Annotated in this window: 15 protein-coding genes; 5 read left to right on the forward strand and 10 right to left on the reverse strand. The window is 71.8% G+C overall.

Annotated features, from left to right (window positions below; all coding sequences use genetic code 11):
* The first annotated feature begins 70 nt into the window (after positions 1-70).
* The 3 genes from AB0I04_RS10000 (at position 71) to AB0I04_RS10010 (ending at position 3,908) form a co-directional block, all read left to right on the forward strand.
* Entirely contained in the window at positions 71-2,572 is a 2,502-nt protein-coding gene (locus tag AB0I04_RS10000; RefSeq protein ID WP_360881661.1) for a glycoside hydrolase family 3 C-terminal domain-containing protein, read from the forward strand.
* A 434-nt stretch (positions 2,573-3,006) separates the two neighbouring features.
* Positions 3,007-3,291, forward strand: coding sequence for a hypothetical protein (locus tag AB0I04_RS10005; protein WP_360881663.1), 285 nt, complete (start codon positions 3,007-3,009; stop codon positions 3,289-3,291).
* A gap of 125 nt (positions 3,292-3,416) precedes the next feature.
* Positions 3,417-3,908, forward strand: coding sequence for a MarR family winged helix-turn-helix transcriptional regulator (locus AB0I04_RS10010; RefSeq protein WP_360881665.1), 492 nt, complete (start codon positions 3,417-3,419; stop codon positions 3,906-3,908).
* 41 nt (positions 3,909-3,949) lie between these two features.
* On the opposite strand, the gene AB0I04_RS10015 is transcribed toward AB0I04_RS10010, so the two are convergent.
* The gene (locus tag AB0I04_RS10015; RefSeq protein ID WP_360881667.1) at positions 3,950-4,600 is read right to left on the reverse strand and encodes an NAD(P)H-dependent oxidoreductase; all 651 of its coding nucleotides are present in this window, start codon (positions 4,598-4,600) and stop codon (positions 3,950-3,952) included.
* 148 nt (positions 4,601-4,748) lie between these two features.
* Here AB0I04_RS10015 and AB0I04_RS10020 point away from each other — a divergent pair, with 148 nt between their 5' ends.
* Both AB0I04_RS10020 and AB0I04_RS10025 read left to right on the forward strand, forming a co-directional pair.
* The gene (locus AB0I04_RS10020) at positions 4,749-5,417 is read left to right on the forward strand and encodes a nitroreductase (RefSeq protein WP_360881669.1); all 669 of its coding nucleotides are present in this window, start codon (positions 4,749-4,751) and stop codon (positions 5,415-5,417) included.
* A gap of 200 nt (positions 5,418-5,617) precedes the next feature.
* Positions 5,618-6,052, forward strand: a complete 435-nt coding sequence (locus AB0I04_RS10025) for a DMT family transporter (protein WP_360881766.1) — start codon at positions 5,618-5,620, stop codon at positions 6,050-6,052.
* On the opposite strand, the gene AB0I04_RS10030 is transcribed toward AB0I04_RS10025, so the two are convergent.
* From AB0I04_RS10030 to AB0I04_RS10070, 9 genes are all read right to left on the reverse strand, one after another.
* Entirely contained in the window at positions 6,032-7,096 is a 1,065-nt protein-coding gene (locus AB0I04_RS10030; RefSeq protein WP_360881671.1) for an LLM class flavin-dependent oxidoreductase, read from the reverse strand. The genes AB0I04_RS10025 and AB0I04_RS10030 overlap by 21 nt on opposite strands.
* Positions 7,093-8,463: an FAD-dependent oxidoreductase gene (locus AB0I04_RS10035; protein ID WP_360881673.1), complete on the reverse strand. Its 1,371-nt coding sequence runs from the start codon at positions 8,461-8,463 to the stop codon at positions 7,093-7,095. Before AB0I04_RS10035 ends, AB0I04_RS10030 begins: the two co-directional genes overlap by 4 nt.
* A gap of 10 nt (positions 8,464-8,473) precedes the next feature.
* Positions 8,474-9,262, reverse strand: a complete 789-nt coding sequence (locus tag AB0I04_RS10040; protein ID WP_360881675.1) for an enoyl-CoA hydratase/isomerase family protein — start codon at positions 9,260-9,262, stop codon at positions 8,474-8,476.
* Positions 9,255-10,049 carry an amidohydrolase family protein gene (locus tag AB0I04_RS10045; RefSeq protein WP_360881677.1) on the reverse strand — a complete coding sequence of 265 codons (795 nt, stop codon included), beginning with the start codon at positions 10,047-10,049 and terminating at the stop codon, positions 9,255-9,257. Before AB0I04_RS10045 ends, AB0I04_RS10040 begins: the two co-directional genes overlap by 8 nt.
* The gene (locus AB0I04_RS10050; RefSeq protein ID WP_360881679.1) at positions 10,046-10,843 is read right to left on the reverse strand and encodes a glucose 1-dehydrogenase; all 798 of its coding nucleotides are present in this window, start codon (positions 10,841-10,843) and stop codon (positions 10,046-10,048) included. Before AB0I04_RS10050 ends, AB0I04_RS10045 begins: the two co-directional genes overlap by 4 nt.
* Positions 10,840-12,123: a CoA transferase gene (locus AB0I04_RS10055; RefSeq protein WP_360881681.1), complete on the reverse strand. Its 1,284-nt coding sequence runs from the start codon at positions 12,121-12,123 to the stop codon at positions 10,840-10,842. The genes AB0I04_RS10050 and AB0I04_RS10055 overlap by 4 nt, the downstream gene beginning before the upstream one ends.
* Positions 12,120-13,034, reverse strand: a complete 915-nt coding sequence (locus tag AB0I04_RS10060) for a CoA ester lyase (RefSeq protein WP_360881683.1) — start codon at positions 13,032-13,034, stop codon at positions 12,120-12,122. Before AB0I04_RS10060 ends, AB0I04_RS10055 begins: the two co-directional genes overlap by 4 nt.
* A gap of 59 nt (positions 13,035-13,093) precedes the next feature.
* A complete protein-coding gene (locus AB0I04_RS10065) occupies positions 13,094-14,743 on the reverse strand; it encodes an AMP-binding protein (protein WP_360881685.1) in 1,650 nt (549 codons plus the stop codon).
* Between the two features lie 85 nt (positions 14,744-14,828).
* Positions 14,829-15,965 (reverse strand): acyl-CoA dehydrogenase family protein, encoded by a 1,137-nt coding sequence (locus tag AB0I04_RS10070; protein ID WP_360881687.1) that lies wholly within the window; start codon positions 15,963-15,965, stop codon positions 14,829-14,831.
* Positions 15,966-15,986: the final 21 nt, after the last annotated feature.

Genomic DNA, 15,986 nt, shown 5'->3' on the forward strand with positions numbered 1-15,986 from the left:
CTCAATCCACCGTCATCCGGGCTTTCGCCTGGATGACGGCTCCCCGCCAGAGGCAAGAGAAAGGATCTCCATGAGACGACCCGTCTCCCGGCGACGAACGGGCCGAGCGCTCCGCGTCACCACGCTCGCCGCGCTGATGACGCTTCTCGGCTCGGCCACGGCCGGCCCGGCCATCGCCGCCCCCGCGGCAGGGCGGTCGGCATGGTCGGCGACGGTGCGGTCGCTGGTCAGCGCCATGACGCTGGACGAGAAGCTCACGTTCGTCAGCGGTACCAGCGACCCCAAGGCCCTGGGCGAGGCCGGATACATCCCCGGCGTGAAGCGCCTGGGCATCCCCGAGCTGCGGCTGACCGACGGCCCGGCCGGTGTGCGGGTGACCGCCCACGCCACGGCGATGCCGGCGCCGGTCGCGCTGGCGTCGTCGTTCGATGAGGGGCTCGCCCGCGCCTACGGGCGGGTGATCGGACGGGACGGACGCGCGCTGGGCCAAGACGTCCTGCTCGCCCCCATGGTCAACACCATCCGGGTGCCGTACGCGGGCCGGAACTTCGAGACGTTCAGCGAGGACCCCCTCGTCTCATCCCGGACCGTCGCCGCCGAGGTCGGCGGGATCCAGTCCCAGGGGCTGATCGCCACCGTCAAGCACTACGCCGAGAACAACCAGGAGACCGACCGCGGGGTGTTCGGCCCGGCGGTGAACGTCAACGTCGACGAGCAGACGCTGCACGAGATCGAGCTGCCGGGCTTCAACGCGGCGGTCGAGGCGGGCGCCGGCGCGGTCATGTGCTCGTACAACAAGGTCAACGGCTCCTACGCCTGTGAGAACGAACAGCTGCTGAACTCGATCCTGAAGGAGCAGTGGGGGTTCCGCGGCTGGGTGATGTCGGACTGGGGCGCCACCCACTCCGCTGAGGCGATCACCAAGGGCCTGGACCAGGAGATGCCGGGCGACGCGTACGGCCCGATCTTCACGGCGTACTTCAAGGAGCCGCTGCGCACCGCGCTGCAGGACGGGAAGATCCCGACGTCCGCCCTCGACGAGGCGGTGGCCCGGATCCTCGGCCAGATGGAGCGGTTCGGGTTGCTCAAGAAGCAGGCGAGGCCGTCCCGCGACGCGGTGGGCGGCGCGCGGGTGGCGCAGACCGTCGCCGAGTCCGGCGCGGTCCTGCTGCGCAACCAGCACGACGCGCTGCCTCTCACCGGTGGCGCAGCGAAGAGCATCGCGGTCGTCGGCCCGACCGCCCGGACGCCGCTCGTCGGCGGCGGTGGCAGCGCCCATGTGATCCCGGAGTCCGCGAAGGCCCCCCTCGACGCGATCAAGGCACGGGCCGGAAGCGGTGCCCAGGTCGGCTACTCGGTCGGCGAGAACCTCGACGGGGTGCCGATCCCCGCGTCGGCGCTGTCGCCCGCGACGCCGATCGACCGCACCGGGGGCGACAAGGTGCCCGCCGGACAGTCGTTCTCGTACTCCGGGACCCTGACCGTGCCGGAGACCGGCGACTACCGGCTGGGCCTGCAGACGTCCGGCGGCAGCGGCACGGTGACCGTCGACGGCAAGGACGTCATCACCGCGGGCGGGTTCTTCAGCGGCAGCCTCATCCCGACCACCGACGGCCTGACCAACGCGCCGGTCACGCTGAAGCTCACCGCCGGCAGGCACACGCTCGCCGTGAAGACGACCGCGCCGGCCGACGCGGCGCAGAGCGTACGGCTCGCCTGGTCCACGCCGCAGACCGTGCAGGCCGACATCGCCACGGCGGCCGCCACGGCGAAGAAGGCCACGACCGCGGTGGTCTTCGCCTACGACGAGGGCACCGAGGGCTCCGACCGGTCATCGCTGTCGCTGCCCGGAAACCAGAACGAGCTCATCGCCGCGGTGGCGAAGGCGAACCCGCGTACGGTCGTGGTCCTCAACACCGGCTCGTCGGTCACCATGCCGTGGCTGGACGGCACCGCCGCCGTCCTCGACATGTACTACCCGGGTCAGGAAGGCGCCGAGGCCACCGCCCGGCTGCTGTTCGGGGACGTCGATCCGTCCGGAAAGCTCACCCAGACGTTCCCCGCCTCCGAAGCCCGTACGCCGGTCGCCGGAGACCCGAGGCGCTTTCCGGGGGTGGACCTGCAGGAGGACTACTCAGAGGGCATCTACGTCGGCTACCGCTGGTACGACAAGCAGAATGTCCGGCCGCTGTTCCCCTTCGGCCACGGTTTGTCCTACACGACCTTCTCTTACCACGGGCTTTCGGTGCGGCCGGGCCGGAACGGGCTGGAGGCGACGTTCACCGTCACGAACACGGGGCGGCGCGCGGGACAGGAGGTGGCACAGCTCTACCTCGGTGCCGCGCCCGGTGTGTCCCAGCCCCAGGCCGTACGGTCACTCGCCGGCTTCCAGAAGATCTCCCTGCGGCCCGGTGAGTCACGTCGCGTCCGGATCGACGTGAGCGAACGCCGGCTCAGCTACTGGGACAGCACGAGTCACCGGTGGACCGTGGGCACGGGCCTGCGCGCCGTCTCCGTCGGCTCCTCCTCGGCCGACCTGCGCCTGAACACCCGCGTCGAAGTCACCCGCTGACGGCCCGTCGCGTACGGCGGCGGTCTGCCCTCACCGGGCAGGCCGCCGCCTGGACCGTTGGCGCCAGGGAAACGTCGTGCGCCCACACCGTAAGCGCCACCGAAACCGCTGGACGGCGGCTTTCCGCTGAGCGGCAGGAAGTGAATTGGCCGAAAAATGCCTTCTGCTTGCCGGAAGGCGCTGGAACCGCGATGCCGTGCCATCGACCGGCTGCTAATGGTCGCGTCTCCGTGTCGCGTCGACGGCGGCCGCCGCGCGTGAGGGCGGTCATTGCGGCGGCGACGACCGCGCCGGACAGCCGGGCCTGCCTATTTTAAAGCGACCTTACCGAACACTTGCCCTATCAGCTGACTGGCGCGGGAAGCAGGATCTTAGCGCTCAAATCGGGCGCAAGTGTCCTAACGGTGCCATTTCAAGCAAGCAAGGGAGATGACGTGCTCAAAAAGACCAGTGCGTTCGGCGGGCTGGCGCTCACAGCTGCCGCCGCAGGCCTCATGTTCACGAGTTCGCCCGCGTCCGCCCAGGTCCCGACGTGGAAGCATCGGCATCACGCCCGCAGCGGAAACGTCAACGTGAACGTCAACCGGGTCTCCGTCGGGGTTCGCGTCAGTAACCGGAACAACAACGTCGCGATCGCCGATGACGGCTTCGGCGGCGGCTTCGGTCGCGGCTGCGGCTGGGGCTGCGACGGTTGGGGCGGTGACGGCTGGGACGACTGATCCCTCGGGCGTCCAGGTAGAGGTGGCCGTGCGGTCGACGGATCGGCCGCCGTGATATTCCGGTGCCGGACGAGCGTAGCCGCACTTAGTTTCACGCGAAACCATATCGAATGTAACGTGGCTTCATGACCGCCGACGTTCCTCACCGAACCACCGCCTCGCGTGCGACCGACCGTCCCGGGGACGCCTCGCCTTTCGCTCTCGGCCTTTTGCTGCGCCGCGCGCACTGGCGCGCGGCCGCGGTGATGACAGAGGCGCTTCGGCCGCTCGGCATCGAGTTGCGGCACTTCGCCGTGCTGATCGTGCTGGTCGACCGCGGGCCCACGATGCAGCGGGACCTGGCGGCGGCGACGGGGTCGGACAAGGCGGGGATCATGCGGATCGTGGACGATCTGGAGCGTCGGGGACTGGCCGTTCGCAAGACCGTTCCAGGGGACCGGCGGGCGCGGGCAGTCGAGATCACACCTCAGGGACTCGAACTGTTCGATGCGGCCCATGTCGCGGCGGAGCCGCTGGCCGAACGTCTGGTCGCCGATCTGGGGTCCGGCGAGTCCGGTCAGCTGAGGGATCTGCTGACCCGGTTCGCCTATCCCCCAGGCGGCGACGACGCCGTGTGACGTGCCGCATCGAGGCGTCACACGGCGTCCACGGCCCGGGGTTACGCGGCGAGGTGCTCCGCGAGTTCCCTGGCCTTGGCGGTCGCATCTTCGAAGGCCCGCTTACGGGAGTCCTCGTAGCGGGGGACCAGTTCTGACATGGCCGGGTTTCGGGTGGCCATGGTGAGTTCCGGGACGATGAAGTCGAGGTCCAGGCCGAGGGTGTCCCGGAGGACGACCTCCAGGTAGTTCTGCACGAACTCGTAGCCCTCACGCGGGGTGCCCGGCGCATAGGAGCCGCCTCGGCTGGCGACGACGACGGCCGGGGTGCCCTGGGCGGAGGGGGACTCGCCCGAGGTGCGGCCGGGCAGGAGCACGCCGTCCAGCCACGCCTTGAGGGTCGATGGGATCGAGTAGTTGTACATGGGGGCGCCGATCAGGACGGCGTCCGCCTGCTCCAACTCCTCGATGAGCTTCGCGCGCGCCGCGAACGCGGCGGACTGCTCCGGGGTGTGCTCGGAGGGGGCGGCGTAACCGGCGGACCAGGCGTCGGCGGTGATGTGCGGGACGGGGTCGGCGGCGAGGTCGCGATAGATCACCGTGCCCTCAGGGTGCTGCTCCTCCCAGGTCTTGCGGAAGGCGGCCGTGACCGAACGGGACGAGGACGCCTCGCCGGGGAACACGGACGAGTCGATGTGCAGCAGTGTGGCCATGGACTTTCTCCCAAAGCGAATGCCCGAGGCGGGGACCAAGGGCTGAGGATCCGTACTCGACGATAGTTACAGCCAATACGGTATCGAGTGATACTATCTTGGATGTAACGGAGGTGGAGCACGTCGAGCGGACGGGAGCCAGGCGATCATGGACGTCTATGAGGCGGTCACGAGCCGACGGGCGGTGCGCGGGTTCACCGATCGGCACGTGCCGAGGGAGACGCTGGAGCGCGTGCTGTCCGCCGCGGCCTGGTCGCCGTCGGGATCGAACATTCAGCCGTGGCACGCCTACGTGCTGACCGGCGGGCCGCTGGCCGAGGTCAAAAAGCGTGCCGGCGAGCGCTTGGCCGCAGGCGACCCCTGGGACGAGCCGGAGTACGAGCAGTACCCGCCCGCACTGAAGTCCCCGTACCACGAGCGCCAATTCGCCTTCGGTGAGCAGCGCTACGGCGCGCTCGGTATTTCGCACGAGGACCTGACAGCGCGCCAGAGGGCCGCTTCCGCGAACTGGGACTGTTTCGGCGCGCCCGCCGCCCTGTTCTGCTATATCGACCGTGACATGGGCTCGCCCCAATGGGCCGACGTCGGCATGTATCTGCAGACCGTCATGCTGCTGCTCCGCGCCGAAGGGCTGCACAGTTGCCCGCAGATGTCATGGGCGAAGTTTCACAGGAGCGTCGCAGAGGTCGTGTCACCGCCGGGCGAGCTCATCCTCTTCTGCGGCATGTCGATCGGGTTCGAGGACGTGACGGTGAATTACGCCCGTACGGGCCGGGCGCCGCTCGACGAGACGGTCATGTTCGTCGATGGTCATTGATGCCACCCAGCCTCAGCCCACGCAAAGCCTCACATCGGCCAGCGCCATGTCGACGGCCGCCTCGGCGTGCCCGGGGATCGTGTCGATGACGGGCACTGCGACGCCACATCGGGTTCTTCGCGGTCGGCGGCGCCCTGGCCGGCCTCGCGATCCTCGTCCTGGGCAACCAGCAGAGCGTCGTCCGTCCCCTCGGCGTCGGGCTGGCGCTGCTGTCGGCCGCCGGATACGCGGTGGCCAACGTCCTCGGCCGGTGGACCGGCCGAGACGGCACCGGCGAGGACCCCTACTCGCTCACCGTGTGGTCGTTCGGCATCGGCGCGGTCATCATGCTTCCCTTCGCGTGGGGTGAGGGCCTGTGGCCGCACACGGCGCACCTGGGACGGGTCGTACTGATGATGCTGTACGTGGCGGTCGTCACGACCGCGCTCGCCTACCCGCTGTACTTCGCCGGCGCGGCCGCCGTACGGACGGCCACCGCGGCGGTGGTGATGCTGATCGAACCGGTCAGCGCCGCCGCGCTGGCGGTGCTGCTGCTGGGCGAGCGGCTCACCCTGGCGACGACCGCGGGCACGGCCCTCCTGCTGGTGGCCATCACCGGTCTCGCCATCGCCGAATCACGGCTGACACGCAGCTGAGTCGGTGAAGGTGGTGGCGGAAGGTGGGCCCGTACGGTCGGTGAAGTACGGCATGACCTCGTCGCGGAACAGGCGCATGGTCGCCAGCACCTGCTCCTGCGGCAGGTCGTACCACTGCATTCGCAGGATCACGTATCCGACGCCGAGCCGCTCCAGGACCCGGAGCCGGTCGACGGCCAGCTCCGGTGTGCCGAAGATGTACGACTCGTCGGCGACCTCCTTCGCCGCCTCGGCGCTGGTCAGGTGACGGTAGGACGCGGTCCGGTCGGGCGCGTTGAACGCGGCGTACGCGCGGGTCAGGGCACCGCGGGCGCGCAGGCCGATCTCTCGTGCGCGGTCGCCGTCGTGGTCGAGGACGAGTTCGCGGCGGATGACGTACTCGTGCCGGCGCTCGTCTCCGAGCCGTTCGGTCTCCTCCCGGTGCCAGCCGAGCACCGTCGTCAGCCGGTCCGGTGAGACGTGCGGTGCCACGATCCAGCCGTCGCCGAGGCGGGCGGCCCGGCGGGCGCCGGTGCGGTGCGCGCCCGCGCCGACCCAGATCCGCGGGCCGCCCGGCTGGACCGGGGGCAGGCTGATCCGCTCCTCGTCGAGGGCGAAGTGCGCGCCTCGATGGCTGACCGGCTTCCCCGACCACAACGCCCGGATGATCTCCACGGACTCCTCGTACCGGGTCTTCCGCTCGTCCAAGGGGACGCCGAAGGAACGGAACTCGTTCTCCCGGTAGCCCATGCCGAACCCGGCGATCACCCGGCCGCCGGACAGGTGGTCGAGTGTGGCGAAGTGCTCGGCGACCTCGACCGGATGGTGCAAGGGCAGGATGAGCATGTTCGTGCCGATGTCCATTTCGCCGGTCTCGGCGGTCAGGGCGGCGAGCGTCGGCAGCGGCTGGAGGGTCGGCATGGTGCCGAGGTAGTGCTGCAGCATCCAGATCGAGGAGAAACCCGCCTCCCGGGCGGCGGCGACCTGCTCGCGCAGCCCGCCGATCCGCTCCGCCGGCACCACCTCCGGCGGAAAGTCGTTCATGATGGCCAGACCGAACCTCATCGCAGTCCCTTCGCCAGATCACCATGCGCGTCCAGTGCTTCCTGCCAGGTTCCTCCCGCCAGGAGCAGCCTGCGGAACGGGGCGAGCTCTCGGGTGACGCCGAATCCCGCGACCCCCTGCAACGCTCCGCCGTCACCGGCGACGGCGACGAAACGCCCGTCCTCCGGGTCGCCGTGCACGATCCGCACCTCGTCTTCGGGCCGGAACCGCCCATAGATCTGCAACCGCCCGCCGAGCTGGTCTGACCAGACGTACGGTACGGCGTCGCAGGTGACGTGGTCGCCGGTGAGGTTCGCGGCCACCACGGCGGCGTGGTCGACGGCGTTGGTCCAGTGCTCGCCGCGGACCGCTTCCCCGTACCGGGGATGGTGCCAGCGGGCGACGTCGCCGGCGGCGTACACACCCGGCGCGCCGATCGCGGCCAGGTGCTCGTCACAGAGAATCCCGTCGTCCAGGGTGAGCCCCGAGCCGGTCAGCCAGCCGGTCTCCGGCACCGCCCCGACTCCGAGTACGACCAGGTCGGCGGGGATGCACTCACCTCCAGTGAGCCGGACGGCCGTGACCGGACGACGGCCCGGATCACCGGCGACGTCCGTCCCCGCGCCGTCGGCACCGGCCCGCTCCACCCCCGCCACATCGCCCCCGGCGCACTCGACCGCTGCCGCATCAACCCCGGAGCGCTCGACCATCGCCACATCGCCCCCGGCACGCTCCACCGCCGCCACATCGCCCCCGGCACGCTCGACCGCTGCCACGCCTGTGCCGAGCCGCGGCGTCACTCCGGCGCGGGTGTGCATCCGGGTGAGGGCGGCGCCGAGGTACGGCCCGAGGCCGCGCTCCATCAGGGCAGCCCGCGGCTCGACGATCGTGACCTCACAGCCCAGGCCACGGGCGGTCCAGGCGACCTCGGCACCGATGAACCCACCGCCCACGACGACGACACGGGCGCCCGGCCGGCAGCCGGCGCGGATGGCGGCGGCGTCCTCGGGGGTGCGCAGCACGTGCACGCCGCCGCCCGGCCGTACGCCGGGGAGGAGACGCGGAGCCGACCCGGTCGCCACGACGAGCGCGTCGAAGCGGACCCGATCGCCGGCGTCCAGGGCGACCGTCCGGTCGCCGAGGTCCAGACCGGTCGCCCGCCTGCCCAGGCGCGTGTCGACGTGGAGTTCGGCCAAGCGGTCCGCGGACAGCAGGGGCGGCGCCTCGGCCCCAGGGTCAGCGAGGTAGGTCTTGGACAGCGGGGGCCGGTCGGCCGCGACACGCGGTTCGGAGCCGATCAGTGTGATGCGGGCGTCGGATCCCCTGCGGCGCAGGGCCTGCACGGTGCGGACGCCGGCCAGCGACGCGCCGACCACGACGATGTGCACGGGAAGCTCCTCAGCTGTCGGGGTCGGGGAACCGGGGACGGCGCTTCTCCAGGAACGCCCGCGCCCCTTCGGCCATGTCCGGGCTGCCGATGGACTGGACGAGCATGCCCAGTCCGGTGCTGAAGGAGTCGCGGGCGGCGTTCCACCAGACGTTCGAGCTGACCTTGGTGATCTCCAGGTAGCGCGGGCTGAGCACGGCCAGTTCCGCCACCCAGGCGTCGACGGTCGGGATGAGCTCGTCATCGGGCACGACGGCATTGATCAGGCCGAGTTCCAGGGCCTGGGCCGCGGTGTAACGACGGCAGAGCATCGCGAGTTCCTTGGCCCGTTTCTCCCCGATCTGCACGCCCATGACGTTGGTCGCGCCGGTGACCGGCGAGCTCCCGACGCGCGGACCGGTCTGGCCGAACGTCGCCGACTCGGCCGCGATCGCCAGGTCGCAGGCGACGACGAGTTCGTTCCCGCCGCCGGCGGCCGGACCGTTGACCGCGGCGATGACCGGTCGGGGGCAGGACCGTACGGCGTCGAAGAGGCGCAGCGACGCGCGGTACAGGCCGCGCATCTCCGTGACGTCGGGCTCGCCGAGGCCGGCGAGCGCGCCGCCCGCGCAGAACGCGCCTCCGGCGCCGGTCAGCACCACCGCCCGTGAGCGGTTCGCGGCGTCGATGGCCTCCGCGACCGCCTCGGCCATCGCCGGGTCGTAGGCGTTGCGGCGTTCGGGACGGTTGAGGGTGATCCAGGTGGCGTCACCGCGCTGTTCCAGCAGGACGTCACCACTGCCGTGCACACGATCAGTCATTCCCGTTCAGCCCCATCAGGCGGGCGAAGTTGCCGCCGAGAATGCCCTCGGTCCGCTCGTCGGACAGGCCGAGGGCGCGGATCGCCGCGATCTCCCGTGCGGGGTCGGCCATCGGCCAGTCCGAGCCGAAGACCACCCGGTCGGCGCCGTGCCGGTCGATGATCTTCCGGACTCGGTCGGGGTCGACCTCGGCCATCGTGGGCGGCCACGACGTCTCCAGGTAGACGTTCTCTCCCAGGAGCACGTCCTCGGCCTCGTCGAGACGGTGGTAGCCGCCGAAGTGGCAGGCGATCAGCCGCAGGTCCGGGAATCGGCGTGCGATGTCGCGGACCATCGCCGGCGTGGCCCGCTCGTTGCTCCGCCGGTCACCTCCCGCGCCGACGTGGGCGATGACCGCGATCTCCGAGCCGAACACCTCGAGGACGTCCCACAAGCGCGGATCGTCATAGGCGAACCCCTGGAACAGCGAGTGGAGCTTCACGCCGGGGATGCCGTTCCGGCGGAGGCTCGCGAGGTTCTCCTCGGCCGACAGGTCCGGATGCACCGTGCCGAAGCCCAGCAGGCGGTCGCCGCGCTCGCGGGCGACGAACCGGTTGACGCCGTCCACGTGCCGGGCGGTGTCGGCGATGCCGAGGAGCACGCCGCGGTCCACCCCCGAACGGGTCAGCACGTCGCGCAGGCTCGAGATCCGGCCGTCGCCGTGCCGCTCCAGCTGCGGAACGCGGCCGCTCAGCGCCCGTTCGGCGAGCGCGTCCGGCCACGCGTGACAGTGCACGTCGATGATCATGATGTTCCTCCGCCGTCGACGGTGAGGATGGACCCGGTCGTGTACGAGGACAGGTCGCTCGCCAGGTACAGCGCCGTGCCGACGATCTCCTCGGGCCGGCCGCCCCGGCGGAGCGCGAAGCGGTCCGCACGCTCGGCGAACGCCGCCATGTCCCAGGAGTCCCTGACGTCGGTGAGGAAGGTGCCCGCCATGATCGCGTTGACCCGTACGGCCGGTCCGAACGCGTGCGCGAGACCGACGGTGATCGCGTTGAGGCCGGCCTTGGCGGCGGCGTACGGCACGATGTCCGCCCGGGGACGCGCCGCCCCGGTGCTGCTGATGTTGATGATCGAACCCTCGCCGGCGGCGGCCATGCGGGTGCCGGTGAGCGCTGCCAGCCGGAAGGGTCCCTTGAGGTTGACCCCGATGACCTTGTCGAACAGCTCCTCGCCGACGTCCGCGACGGTGTCGTAGCGCGGCGACATGCCGGCGTTGTTGACCAGCACGTCGAGCCGGCCGAACTCCGCGTACACCGCGTCGACGAGGCCGTCGAGTTCGTCCCAGTGCCCGACGTGACAGGCGTACGGGAGGGCCCGCCGGCCGGTCGCCGCGCCGATCTCGGCGGCGGCCCGCTCACAGGCGTCGAGCTTGCGGCTGGCGATGACCACGTCGGCGCCGGCCTCGGCCAGCCCCATCGCGATCGACCGGCCGAGCCCGCGGCTGCCGCCGGTCACCAGCGCCACCCGGCCGCCGAGGTCGATCGGCACGCCGCGCGGCACCGGCCGGACGCGACCTTCCTCGACACCCCCGGTCACCGGACCCCCGCCCGCAGCGGGCCCACGACCCGCTCCGCGCCGAGTCCGGCGAGTTCCGCGGACGACAGGGCGAGCAGCTCGCGCAGGCCCGGCTCGGTGTGCTCCCCGATCTCCGGTACCCCGTCGTACACGGGCCCCGGGTACCCGCCCAGGTGCAGGATGGGGCCGGGGACCAGCGCCGGGCCGAGGACGGTTCCAGCCAGGTCGACGAGCGTGCGCTCCCGGAAGTGCGGATCCTCGACGACGTCCCGCGCGTCGTTGACCGGTGCCGCGACGACCTCGTGCCGGTCCAGGTCGGCGAGCACGTCCGCGCGCGGCCGGGCGGCCACCCAGGCGGCGACGATTCCCTGCAGTTCGTCGTTGTGCTCCATTCGCGCCGTGTTGGTGGCGAACCGCGGATCGTCGGCGAACTCCGGGTGCCCCATCGCCTGGAACAGCCGGACCGCGATCCGCTGCGACGAGGCGGCGATGGACAGCCACCGGCCATCCCCCGCCCGGTAGATGCCGCGCGGCGACGCCGAGCCCGAGCCGTTCCCGACGCGCTGCTGGATCTCCCCGGTGCTCGTGTAGCGCAGGATCATGTCGCCGAGGATGAACATCAGCGGCTCGTACAGCGCGACGTCGACGACGTCGCCGAGGCCGGTTCGCGACCGCGCCAGCAGCGTCGTGACCGTGCCGTACGCCGCGGAGATCCCGGCGATCGAGTCGGCGAACCCGAACGGCGGCGAGGTCGGCGGGCTGTCCGGCCAGCCGTTCGTGAACGCGTACCCGCTGGCGGTCTCGGCCACCGTGCCGAAGCCCGGCCGCTCGCGGTACGGACCGGTCTGCCCGAATCCGGAGACGCGCGTCAGCACCAGCCCGGGGTTGTCCGCCGCGAGCACGTCGTAGCCGAGGCCCCACTCCTCCAGCCGGCCGGGCCGGAACGACTCCAGCACGACGTCGACGCGGGCCGCCAGCCGGCGGACCAGGTCACGGCCCGCGGGCCGCCGCAGGTCGATGCCGACCGACTCCTTGCCCGCGTTGAGCCGGGCGAAGCCGAGGGCGAGGCCCTCGTGCTGAGGCGTCCAGTGCCGGGCGTAGTCGCCGGTCGCCGGGTCCTCGACCTTGACGACGCGCGCGCCGAAGTCGCGCAGCATCCGGCCGGCCGTCGGGGCGGCGTACATCGTCCCGAGCTCCAGCACCGTCACCCCGGCGAGCGGAGGGCCGGCGGCCCCTGCGCGCCCGTCCGACGCCCGCTCGTTCACAGGCTGTCGTGCCCGGCCGGTCACCTTGTCGCTCATTCCCGGCCTCCGCTCGGTACGGCGCCCGGGGGCGTCCCGGGCGTGGCGGCGACGTGGGCGAGCCACGCGCGCGCGGTGTCGGCGTGCGCCTTGTCGATGTGCAGACCGCGATACCGGACCGCGCCGTCGCCGGCGGCGGCCGCACGCTCGTACGCGGCGACGAGCCCCTCGTGGAAGGCGATCTCGTCGGGCGAGGCGGAGAAGACCTCGTTGATGGTCGCGACGTGCGACGGATGAATCGCGATCATGCCGCGGAAGCCCAGCCGGCGGCCCTGCCGCGCGAACTCCCGCAGGCCGTCGAGGTCGTCGAGGCGTTCCCACAGGGCGGTGAGCGGGTGGATGCCGGCCTCCCGGCAGGCCAGCAGGACGCGGCTGCGGAGGTAGAGGGTCTCGTCCCCCTCCGGGGTCCACTGGTAGCCGACGGCGCGCGCGATGTCGGCGTGCTCGGCGGTCGGGCCGATCATCGCTCCGATGCGGGGCGAGGCGAGCGCGATCTCCCGGGCGCGCTGGATCGCGCCGACGGTCTCGACCGGGACGATGTACCGCAGTCCGGTGACGCCGTTGCGGTGCTCGAAGTGGTCGAGGAGCGCGTCGTACCGGATGACGTCGGCGGGTTCGCCGATCTTCGGGGCGAAGACGCCGGTGAGGCCCGGCACCACCGCGGCCTCCAGGTCGGCGCCGGTCAGGCGGGTGTCCAGCGCGTTGGGGCGTACGAAGAGCCCGACCCGGCCGTCGCGTTCCCGCACGTCGGCGACCGACTCGGCGATGGCCGTACGGGCCTGTTCCTTCAGGTGGCCGGGGACCGAGTCCTCCAGGTCGAGCACGATCGCGTCGGCTCCGGCGGCCAGCGCCTTGGCGACCCAGGCGGGTTTGTGCGCGGGGGCGAAGAGGATCGAGCGGTAGGGCACCATCAGCGGCCCCCCGTCCCGGCCAGGCGGTGGACGAAGAGGATCGAGCGGTAGGGGCACCATCAGGCGCCTCCCGCGCCGGCCAGGCGGTCGTGGGTGTCGGGTGTGACGCCCTCGGCGCGCAGCGCGGCCTTCCGTACGCGCTCGGACGGGGTCTTCGGCAGCTCGTCGACGAAGCGGATGAAGCGCGGTACGGCGAAGGCGGGGACCCTCCCGGTGCACCAGTCCCACAGCTCCTGCGGCTTGACGTCACGCGACGCGATGACGCACGCCATCACCTCGTCCTCACCGGCCTCGACGCCGGCGTCCACCCCGATCACCGCGCACTCCACCACCGCCTCGTATCCCAGGAGGGCCTGCTCGACCTCGTAGGAGCTGATGTTCTCCCCGCGCCGGCGCAGGGCGTCCTTGTACCGGTCGACGAAGTAGAACCAGCCGTCGGCGTCCTTGCGCAGCGCGTCTCCGGTGTGGAACCACAGGTTCCGCCACGCCTCGGCGGTGCGTTCGGGCATGGCGTAGTAGCCGAGGCTGCACGTCCACGGGTGCTTCGGCCGGACGACGAGCTCGCCGATCTCGCCGACGGGCACCTCCACGTCGGTGTCCGGGTCGACCAGCCGCACGTCGAACCAGTCCGCGGCGGCGAGCCCGGCGGCACCGGCGGGCCGGTCCTCGCCGTACGGGGAAAGGATGGGCGCGCTGGTCTCGGTGAGTCCGAAGACCTCGACGAACGCCTCGATGCCGAACCTCTCGCTGAAGCCGGCGAGGATGGAGCTCGCGGTCGGCGCGGCGAACACCGAGCGCAGGCGGTTGTCGGCGTCGCCGGGCCGGGCGGGCTGCTTCCAGATGAAGTCCATCATCACGCCGATGAGGTTGGTGACGGTGGCGCCGGAATCGCGCAGCTGGTCCACCCAGCGGCTGGCGCTGAACCGCGATCGCACCACGAGCCGCGCGCCGGCGATCAGCGCGGGGTAGGCGGCCATGAACTGGGCGTTGCCGTGGAAGAGCGGCGTGCAGGTGAAGTAGACGTCCTCGGCGGTGAGTCGCTGCAGGCTGACGACCTCTTCGCCGAAGAAGAACATCTGCGCGTGCGGCATGGCCACGCCCTTCGACGGGCCGGTCGTGCCGGAGGTGAAGAAGATCGAGGCGAGCGAGCGGGGCTCCGGCGAGGGCGGGTCGACCCCGGGGCGGGCGCCCTCGGCGAGTTCCTCCCACGGCCGGGCGTCCCACCCGGCGTCGCGCAGCGCGCGTACGGCCTCGGCCTGCGCGCCGTGGTCGATCACCCAGAACCGTTCGATCACGCGCGCCGCGTCGGCGACGGCGAGGAAGCGGCCTGCCAGGGCGTCGTCGACGACCGCCCACCGCGGGGCCGCGGTCGTCAGCTGGTGTTCCAGGAAGACGCCTTCGTAGGCGGTGTTGACGGGTACCTCGACGTAGCCGCCGACGCCGGTGCCCAGCCAGGTCCGTACGAACTGCGAGGAGTTGGCGGCCATCACCAGGACACGGTCGCCCGCGTCCGCGCCGGCCCGCGCGAGGCGGTCGGCGACCGACTCGGCCTGCTCGAGGGCCTGCGCGTACGTCCAGCTCAGCCCCTCTTCCGGAGTGTCGAGGAAGGTCGCGTCCGGCCGATGCCGCGCCTGGTGCCGCAGCACGGTCGCCAGGGTCCAGTCGCGCTGGTCCGGGAACACCGGCCTGAGGTCCGTGTAAGTACGCATATCACCCAATCCGCCCGGCCGCTCACACCGCCGGACAAAGCAAGATAATCATACGCATGGTTTTGCGGCCAGGGCTACTGCGGGTTCACCGGCCCGTCGACGACCGGGTCAGGGTCTTGGCGAGCTGGCCGGTCAGCACCTCGTTGCCGCCCTCGTAGATCCGCATCGGCCGGGCGTCGCGGTACAGCCGCTCGATCGCCGAGCCCGACACCAGGCCGAACCGGCCCATCATCTGCACGCACCGGTCGACCACCCGGCCCGCCATCTCGGTCGCGCCCACCTTGGCCATCGACGACCAGTGCAGGTTGGCCAGCGGGTCGGCGGCGGCCCGGGACGCGGCCGCGTACGTGAGCAGGCGCGCGGACTCCAGCTCGGTCCACGACGTCCCCAGCATCTGCGGGATCGGCCCCAGCCGGGACAGGGTGGTGCCGAACTGCTCGCGCCCGGTCGTGTGCCGCACCGCCTCGTCCAGCGCGGCCTGCGCCAGGCCCACCGCCGCCCCGGCCACCGAGACCCGGAAGGTCGCGAGCGTCCCCAGGACCAGGGGGAACGCCTGTCCGGGCGCGCCGATGCGGTGGTCCGCCGGGACCCTGGCGTCCTCGAAGCGCACCGTCCCGAGCACGTGCGGGGCGATGATGTCCGGGCCGCTCTCGACGCGCACTCCCCCGGTGGCCGCCGGGACCAGGACGAGGCTGTGGCCGTCGCCCTCCCGGCACAGCACCGTGTAGACGTCGGCCGCGCCGGCGTTGGTGATCCACGACTTGACGCCGGTGACGGCCAGCTCGCCGTCGCGCTCGGCGACGCGCGTGGTGACCGCCCGGAGGTCGGAGCCGACGCCGGGCTCGGTCAGGGCCAGAGCCGCGATCGCGTCGAGGGCCGCGATCCGCGGCAGCCATTCCCGCCGCACGTCGTCGTCGCCTCCGGCGGCGAGGGCGTATCCGCCGATGCCCTGCATCGCGAACATGGAGTCCAGGTGTCCCGAGACCGCCATCAGCGCCTCGCGGACGACCGTGACGGCGAGGGGGTCCACGGTCTCGTCCACGCCTCCGTACGCGGCCGGAACGGTCAGCCCGGCCAGGCCGCTCTCGCGCAGCGCCGCGCGCAGCGCTGGGTCCAGACCGGTCCCGGCGTCGGCCGCGCCGGCCCGGTCCCGTACCGACTCCGCCAGCTTCACGGCGCGTTCTCGCAGGTCCTCGTGTCGCCGTGGCAGTTCGAAGGGCATCTCGTCTCCTCGGGTCGGGTC

Source organism: Actinoallomurus sp. NPDC050550, from assembly GCF_040655075.1.
Taxonomy (GTDB): domain Bacteria; phylum Actinomycetota; class Actinomycetes; order Streptosporangiales; family Streptosporangiaceae; genus Actinoallomurus.